Origin of the sequence: Rickettsia tamurae, from assembly GCF_000751075.1 — a bacterium.
GTDB classification, from domain to species: Bacteria; Pseudomonadota; Alphaproteobacteria; order Rickettsiales; family Rickettsiaceae; genus Rickettsia; species Rickettsia tamurae.
Map to the genome: position 1 here is coordinate 1 of NZ_CCMG01000013.1, position 6,736 is coordinate 6,736.

A 6,736-nucleotide genomic window follows, 5' to 3' on the forward strand; every position below is an offset into this window, starting at 1 on the left:
TATTTACTGATATCCTCTAAACTCCATCTAGCTTTTGGACAAAAATTCAAAGGAGTAAATAACTTATTATTGTAACGCTCAAGTCCTGCATATGCAATCATTGCAGCATTATCGGTGCATAAGTGGATAGGTGGATAAATAAGACGATAATCATATGTTTTAGCACAACTACTTAATATTTCTTGTAAATATTTATTAGCAGCGACACCACCAGCAATTACTATATTGTTCTTATCGCAATTATTTATTACTTGCTCATATGCTCTAATAGCATGCTGTACCTTACTACCTAGAATTTCTCCTATGGTAAATTGAAAACTTGCCGCTATATCATTAATTACGTCATCATTTAGAAAGCTTGATACAAGCGAATTTTGCGGCTTTCGCCTGTGCTCACGTACTTTTGTACGCTGCGCAGGCTCTTCCTTAAATTCATCTTGTCTGAAGCTTTCTAAATGATGACGGTCTTTATAATCAATTCCCTTTAAATTCATTATTAAAGTACGTACGGCAGTTTTAAGTCCTGAAAATGACATATTACAATTACCGCTGTTAATTATAGGTTTTGGAAATTTATATTTATGAGGATCGCCAAGTTTTGCTCTTTTCTCAATTTCAGGTCCTCCGGGAAAAGCTAAGTTTAGCATTTTTGCTACTTTGTCAAAGGCTTCGCCTACGGCATCATCTATAGTAGATCCTAGGATTTTATATTTTCCGAGTCCTAAAACTGCTACAAATTGGCAATGTCCACCCGAAGCTAACAAGAGTAAATAAGGATAAGGAATATTATCGGTTAGTCTTGCGGTTAAGGCATGACCTTCTAGATGATTAATTGCAATAAATGGTTTTTTTAAAGCACTGCTTAGCAACCTTGCAAACATTGAGCCAACTATAACACCGCCGATTAAACCTGGACCGGAAGTCGCTGCAATTGCACTAATTTCCGTTAATTTAGTATTGCTTTCTTTTAAAACGCTTTTTAATGCTTTATCTAGATTCGACAAATGAGAACGTGCAGCAATTTCAGGTACTACCCCTCCAAAAACTGCATGTTCTGTATTTTGTGAAATGATTATATTAGATAAGATTTCTCGGTTTTCGGTGATTATAGAAACAGCTGTATCATCACAGCTTGATTCTATACCTAAAATTTTTATCATTCAAATTGAAACTAATTAGAGGTGTTGTTAAGTAAAAAATGATAGTTTGCGTCATTGCTAGAAACGTTGCCCACTTGGATACCGATGTCATTCCCGCCTACGCGGGAATGACATAATAGGACCCATGCGACAACACCAACACCCGCTTGCAATGACGATATCTATCTTTATTTAATAATGCCTAATTAGATACCTTTAAGGTATTTAATTGATTATACAGCTTATAAATAGATTGTTCGGCATCAATAATTTTTTTATTAACTATTTTTAGTAGTTTTTCCGAAGGTTTTTCTGTTATTTGCGTTGCAGAACTTACTTGCTCCGCTAAATTTTTAAGAGATTCCTGTATTTCTACAAAAGATTTTTTAAATTGTTCTTTAATAGTAATAGATGATTCTTCAAGCTCTTTAATTTTTAAGCATAGATTTTCTAATAAATGATCTATTTTAGTTTGCATTAAGGTCAATTTTTGCTTTTGTTTTTCACTAAGATAGCTTAAAGTTTCTTGCATTTTTGCCTGTATACGTACCTTTGTAGTACGTTCAAGTTCTGAAGCTAAACCGATTTTACTCATTAAAAATATTATCCATTTGTGAACGTCAAAATGATACCATTTTGCACCGTTACGATAATCTGAAGGAAAAGCATGATGGTAATTATGCCAATTTTCACCGAGTAAGAATAATGCCATCCACCAAATATCTCCAGCAGTGCCTTTATAATATTTTTTACTACCGGCAAAGTGGCATAAAGAATTAACACAGAATGTTGCTTGCTGCTGTAGGAATCTACCGAGTCCCATAAATAAAAATCCTGCATATGCCGATTGTATAGTACCGCCGACTAAGTAACCGATAAATAAAGTTACGACAATATTCATAAAAGCTGCTATTTGCCAATAATATTTTAGCTGCCATTTTAATAAATTATTTTTCCCGTGCTTAGCCCAAGTAATGCGATCAATAGACTTATGGCTACCGCTTCCGACTAGCATCCATCCTATATGAGACCACATAAAGCCTAAAAATTTATTGTCAAATTTTAATGGAGTATGCGGATCTTGATCTTCATCCGTATATCTATGATGCTTATAATGATTCGATGCCCAAGATAAAGCCGGTCCTTGTAATGTTCCTGCAGACAGCATAATTAAGACAAACTCGGCATATTTATTTATTTTATAGGCATTATGAGACCACAACCTATGTAAACCGACCCCGACGGTAATAGTATTAATATAATAGCTAGCAATTATAAAAATAACTTCAGTTAGTCCTATTCCATAATCAAACGAATATTTAACTACAAGAGATATAATAAAAATAGGATAAAATATTAAAGCAAATAAAGCAGGTTTATTTAGTTTACTTAACATAAAATTTACAGTTTTTAGTTATAAAATATATAAATCGGTAACGAATAAAATCTTATTATATTATAGTATACATAAATATAATTAATAGATATTAACATACTTAATGCATAAACACAAAGAAAATTTTGACAACAAAATTCTAGGTTCTGTGAAGGAGAATTAAATTATCTTTCCCTAAGCCTCTCTAATCCTATTTATATGAACATCTATGAGACGTTCATTAAAGGTCTCTTCACTTTCCCATGAATATTTTATTATTTCTTGACGCGAAAATACTTCATTTGGAAACTGAAAAAAAGTCGTAAAATTTTAAACTCAGTAGGACCTAGACGAATATTCAGTCCGTCTTTGTATACTTTTTCAGTATTTAAATCAATATTTATATTCTTAAATTTAATAATATTATATTGTAAAACTGACTTGGAACGTCTCAATAAGCTCTTTAAAGTACCTACTATTTGCTCAGATAAGAAGGGCTTATAAAAAAATAGCACTTTATCGTCTATTTCTGTTAAATTTAATTATTTGTTTGATAATAAAAATATTTTAGGCGTTTTAGAAAATTTATTAATTTTTCTAACGTTATTTATTGTTATTAAAGGATTTTCTTGTAATTCTGCACTAATAATCATGATAGCAAGCGGCTGACTAAAAAAATAAGTTAATGCTTTTTCTAGAGTTGAAGCCCTAATTATATTAAATCCTGCTCTCTATATAATTACTTAAAGAAATATTAACACTTTTTTTATTTTTTTCTTCTATAATTAAAACTTCAGGTAATAGCTTATCAAACACTGAATTAATCCCCATTAATATTTAGTAAATAATTAAAAACTTTTGTAATAATTTTCTAATTTATTAGGGCTTATAGCAAACTTTTTATAATAAAGAAACAAAGAAATAATAATTTTTTAAAGATAATACTTGAATTTAAAAGTTTTAGTTGCTATAAATAGCTTTATTTTAAAGTTTGTTTGTTGGAGATTCTTATATATCATGAGCTTTTATGAATCAGTTTTTATTATACGACAAGACGTATCATTAAACGATATAGATAAAATCGTTGATGATTTTGCTAAAATTATTAAAGGTAATAATGGCACTATCATAAAAAAAGAATATTGGGGGTTAAGAACTTTAGCTTACAAAATCGGTAATAACAAAAGAGGACATTATTATTTTTTAGGTCTAGATATTACTGGTAATGTAAAAGAAGAACTAGAAAGAAAAATGAAGCTTAACGAAAATATCATTAGATTTCTTACAATTAAAGCAGATTCAATTAGTAGTGGACCTTCACCGATATTAAAAAATCAGAGTACAGAGAATACTCCGGTAATTGACGTAACGATTAATAATTAAATTTGTAAGAATTAAGGTTAAAGAATGTTAAAAAGTAATAATGCTAGTGAAACAGCTACTCGCAAAGTAGGAGATAAAACTGCTAAAAAAGTATTTTTTAGAAGACGTAAAGGATGCCCTCTTTCTGTGCCTAATGCACCTGTTATTGATTATAAAAATCCTGAGCTTTTAATAAAATTTGTCTCTGAAGGCGGTAGAATGCTACCAAGCAGGGTCACAAATGTTTGTGCAAAGAAACAAAGAAAGCTAAATAATGCTATTAAAATTGCAAGAATTTTAGCGTTATTGCCTTTTGTATTTCAAGCTAAATAAAGGCATAATACATGGAAATTATATTAATAAAACCCGTAAGAAAATTAGGTAAAATTGGCGACATACTCAAAGTAGCAGACGGGTTTGGTCGTAATTATCTTTTACCGCAAAAATTAGCTATTAGAGCTACTGAGCCTAATAAAGAGCTAATAGTTAAACAAAAACACGAATTTGAAGCAAAAGATAAGCAAATAAGAGAAGAAGTAGAAAAAATCAATGCTCTTATTAAAGATCAAAAATTAGTTTTTATCCGTCAAACATCAGATGACGGTAAACTTTTTGGTTCGGTTACTAATAAAGAAATAGCCGATAAATTATCTGAAAATGTATCTTATAATATCTCTCATTCAAATATTATTCTTGATAAACAAATTAAATCTACCGGAATTTATACAGTTGAAATAAGACTCCATGCGGAGCTTAATGCTATAGTTACGGTTATTGTTGCAAGATCAGAATCAGAAGCACAAGATTATTTACGCGAACAAAAGACTGAAACTTCAGAAGATTTAGCTGAGTCAGCATAAATTTTTCTTTATCATCTAATTGTGTGGTTTTTTGTCATTTCTGCAAGGCATTGACCAGTTCTTCCGTCATTGCGAGGAAATTGCATAGCAATTGACGAAGCAATCTTAGGAAGAATTCCTGAGATTGCCACGCTCACTAACGTTCGCTCGCAATGACGACTCGGTATCCACGCAACAATGCTTTATGAGCGACTGAAAGGAGCGAGGCAATCTAAAAAAATGCTATAAATTAGCATTTTAAACTGAATTGCTTCGTCAAAACTTGCAGTTTCTTCTCGCAATGACGAAAAATATGAGACATATAACAAAGCATTTCTGCAGAAATGACATTGTCAAACTTACAATGCTAACATTTTTCAACCATGCTATATGAAAAATTTGAGTATAATATCAATAATCTAATAGGTAATTTTGGCTTATCTAAAATATCGATTGCAGTATCCGGTGGGAGCGATTCGGTAGCACTTCTTTATCTTGCTAATATTTGGGCAGAAAAAAATAATATAGAATTATTTGTTATATCGGTTGATCATAACTTACGGGAACAATCGAAGCAAGAGACCCATTATATCCAAAATATCAGTAATAGTCTAAATCGCAAGCATTATAGTTTATCTTTTGACCATCAAAATAATTTTTCCAATTTACAAGAAAGAGCAAGAGAAGGACGCTATGATTTGATGACAAATCTATGTCTAGAACTCGATATATTAGTACTTTTAACTGCTCACCATGAGGATGATTACGTAGAAAATTTTTGTTTAAGATTAGAGCGTAATAGCGGTATATTTGGACTTAGTAGTAGTAATATCAATTGGTATAATAATATACAAATAATTAGACCGCTATATAATATTCCAAAAAGTGAATTAGTAGAATATTTAGTCAGTCATAATATAAAATGGTTTGAAGATGAGTCAAATTCATCCGATAAATATAGACGAAATGTTATTAGGCAAAAATTAGCTAAAGGCGAAGATTATATTAGACATCTTTCCAAACCAGCTTATAGAGAGGAATTTAAAGGAGACACGGAACGCAGCACCGCAGCGTACACAAGCGTACGTGAGGAGGCATTGTTGCGTGGACCGGTAAAACCCACTGTGTCACTCCGTGGCTTGACCACGGGGTCCATAAAAACAATAAAAAATACTAATAATTTTGGTATTTTTAACTGGATCCCGTGGTCAAGCCACGGTATGACAGAGGTAAAATTGATCCACGCAACAATGCCACGTGAGGATTCGAGTCTAGGCTCGACGTATAAATTACCTCTAGAAGTAGAGTTTGGAAAGATGTCTAAAGCCGAGATAATCTTACAACAACTCAAAACCAACAAGCTTATAGAAGATAAGTTTAAGCCGAAGTTAATATTAGCAATAGCTGAAGCGGTAAAGATTTTTGAATATGGCTTTGCTTTTCTTGATTTGGTAAAATTTGATAAATTTTTAAATGAGGTGAAAGTACAAATAATTAATTTTTTACTGATAATGATTAGTGGACAATCTAGAGCAGCTCGTTTTTATTCGGTAGAACCTATTTTAAAATTAATTACTCAAGAGGTAAACTTTAAGAATACCCTTCATGGCTGTGTAATTAAGCGTATACAAAACGAGTTACTTATATATAGAGAATTCGGCAAAAAATTACCTGAGAGTAAAATATTACTAGATAAATCCGTTATTTGGGATAATAGATTTTGCATCACAAGAAATCAAGAAACTCCAAATTGTTTTGTAACTCATCTATCGTTAGAAGATTATAAAATAATAAAGAAACAATTAGATTTAGAACCTTTGAAAAATCTATCCTGCAAAAATCACAATGCAATTTTATTTACCTTACCTATCATTAAAATACTTGAAAAAGTTATAGCAATACCACATATATCATATTATGATAACGACATGTGGAACTTTGAAGTATCTTTTGCTCCAAATTTTGTATCTCGTTTCACCCATTTTTGCTAACACCGGTATTTAAGAGGTTATCTGTAAATA

At 31.2% G+C, this 6,736-nt stretch carries 7 protein-coding genes; 4 read left to right on the top strand and 3 right to left on the bottom strand.

Annotated elements, in window-relative coordinates; all coding sequences use genetic code 11:
- The 3 genes from tsaD to MB29_RS12845 form a co-directional block, all read right to left on the bottom strand.
- Positions 1 to 1,160, bottom strand: a 1,160-nt coding sequence (gene tsaD, locus MB29_RS08540; RefSeq protein WP_037203108.1) for a tRNA (adenosine(37)-N6)-threonylcarbamoyltransferase complex transferase subunit TsaD, incomplete at its 3' end; no start/stop codon positions are given.
- A gap of 181 nt (positions 1,161 to 1,341) precedes the next feature.
- Positions 1,342 to 2,535: a fatty acid desaturase gene (locus MB29_RS04610; protein ID WP_032139254.1), complete on the bottom strand. Its 1,194-nt coding sequence runs from the start codon at positions 2,533 to 2,535 to the stop codon at positions 1,342 to 1,344.
- A gap of 174 nt (positions 2,536 to 2,709) precedes the next feature.
- Positions 2,710 to 2,793, bottom strand: a complete 84-nt coding sequence (locus MB29_RS12845) for a hypothetical protein (protein ID WP_324607280.1) — start codon at positions 2,791 to 2,793, stop codon at positions 2,710 to 2,712.
- Between the two features lie 738 nt (positions 2,794 to 3,531).
- Here MB29_RS12845 and rpsF point away from each other — a divergent pair.
- The 4 genes from rpsF (at position 3,532) to tilS (ending at position 6,706) form a co-directional block, all read left to right on the top strand.
- The gene (rpsF, locus tag MB29_RS04625; protein ID WP_032139258.1) at positions 3,532 to 3,897 is read left to right on the top strand and encodes a 30S ribosomal protein S6; all 366 of its coding nucleotides are present in this window, start codon (positions 3,532 to 3,534) and stop codon (positions 3,895 to 3,897) included.
- Positions 3,898 to 3,921: 24 nt separating this feature from the next.
- On the top strand, positions 3,922 to 4,209 hold the full coding sequence (gene rpsR, locus MB29_RS04630) for a 30S ribosomal protein S18 (protein ID WP_032139255.1): 288 nt from the start codon (positions 3,922 to 3,924) through the stop codon (positions 4,207 to 4,209).
- 11 nt (positions 4,210 to 4,220) lie between these two features.
- Positions 4,221 to 4,736 carry a 50S ribosomal protein L9 gene (rplI, locus tag MB29_RS04635; protein WP_023507375.1) on the top strand — a complete coding sequence of 172 codons (516 nt, stop codon included), beginning with the start codon at positions 4,221 to 4,223 and terminating at the stop codon, positions 4,734 to 4,736.
- Between the two features lie 362 nt (positions 4,737 to 5,098).
- A complete protein-coding gene (tilS, locus tag MB29_RS04640; RefSeq protein ID WP_032139256.1) occupies positions 5,099 to 6,706 on the top strand; it encodes a tRNA lysidine(34) synthetase TilS in 1,608 nt (535 codons plus the stop codon).
- Positions 6,707 to 6,736: the final 30 nt, after the last annotated feature.

Coding starts and splice junctions, on each gene's coding strand:
- MB29_RS04610 (WP_032139254.1), bottom strand. CDS start 2,535: ATGTTAAGTAAACTAAATAAACCTGCTTTATTTGCTTTAATATTTTAT.
- rpsF (WP_032139258.1), top strand. CDS start 3,532: ATGAGCTTTTATGAATCAGTTTTTATTATACGACAAGACGTATCATTA.
- rpsR (WP_032139255.1), top strand. CDS start 3,922: ATGTTAAAAAGTAATAATGCTAGTGAAACAGCTACTCGCAAAGTAGGA.
- rplI (WP_023507375.1), top strand. CDS start 4,221: ATGGAAATTATATTAATAAAACCCGTAAGAAAATTAGGTAAAATTGGC.
- tilS (WP_032139256.1), top strand. CDS start 5,099: ATGCTATATGAAAAATTTGAGTATAATATCAATAATCTAATAGGTAAT.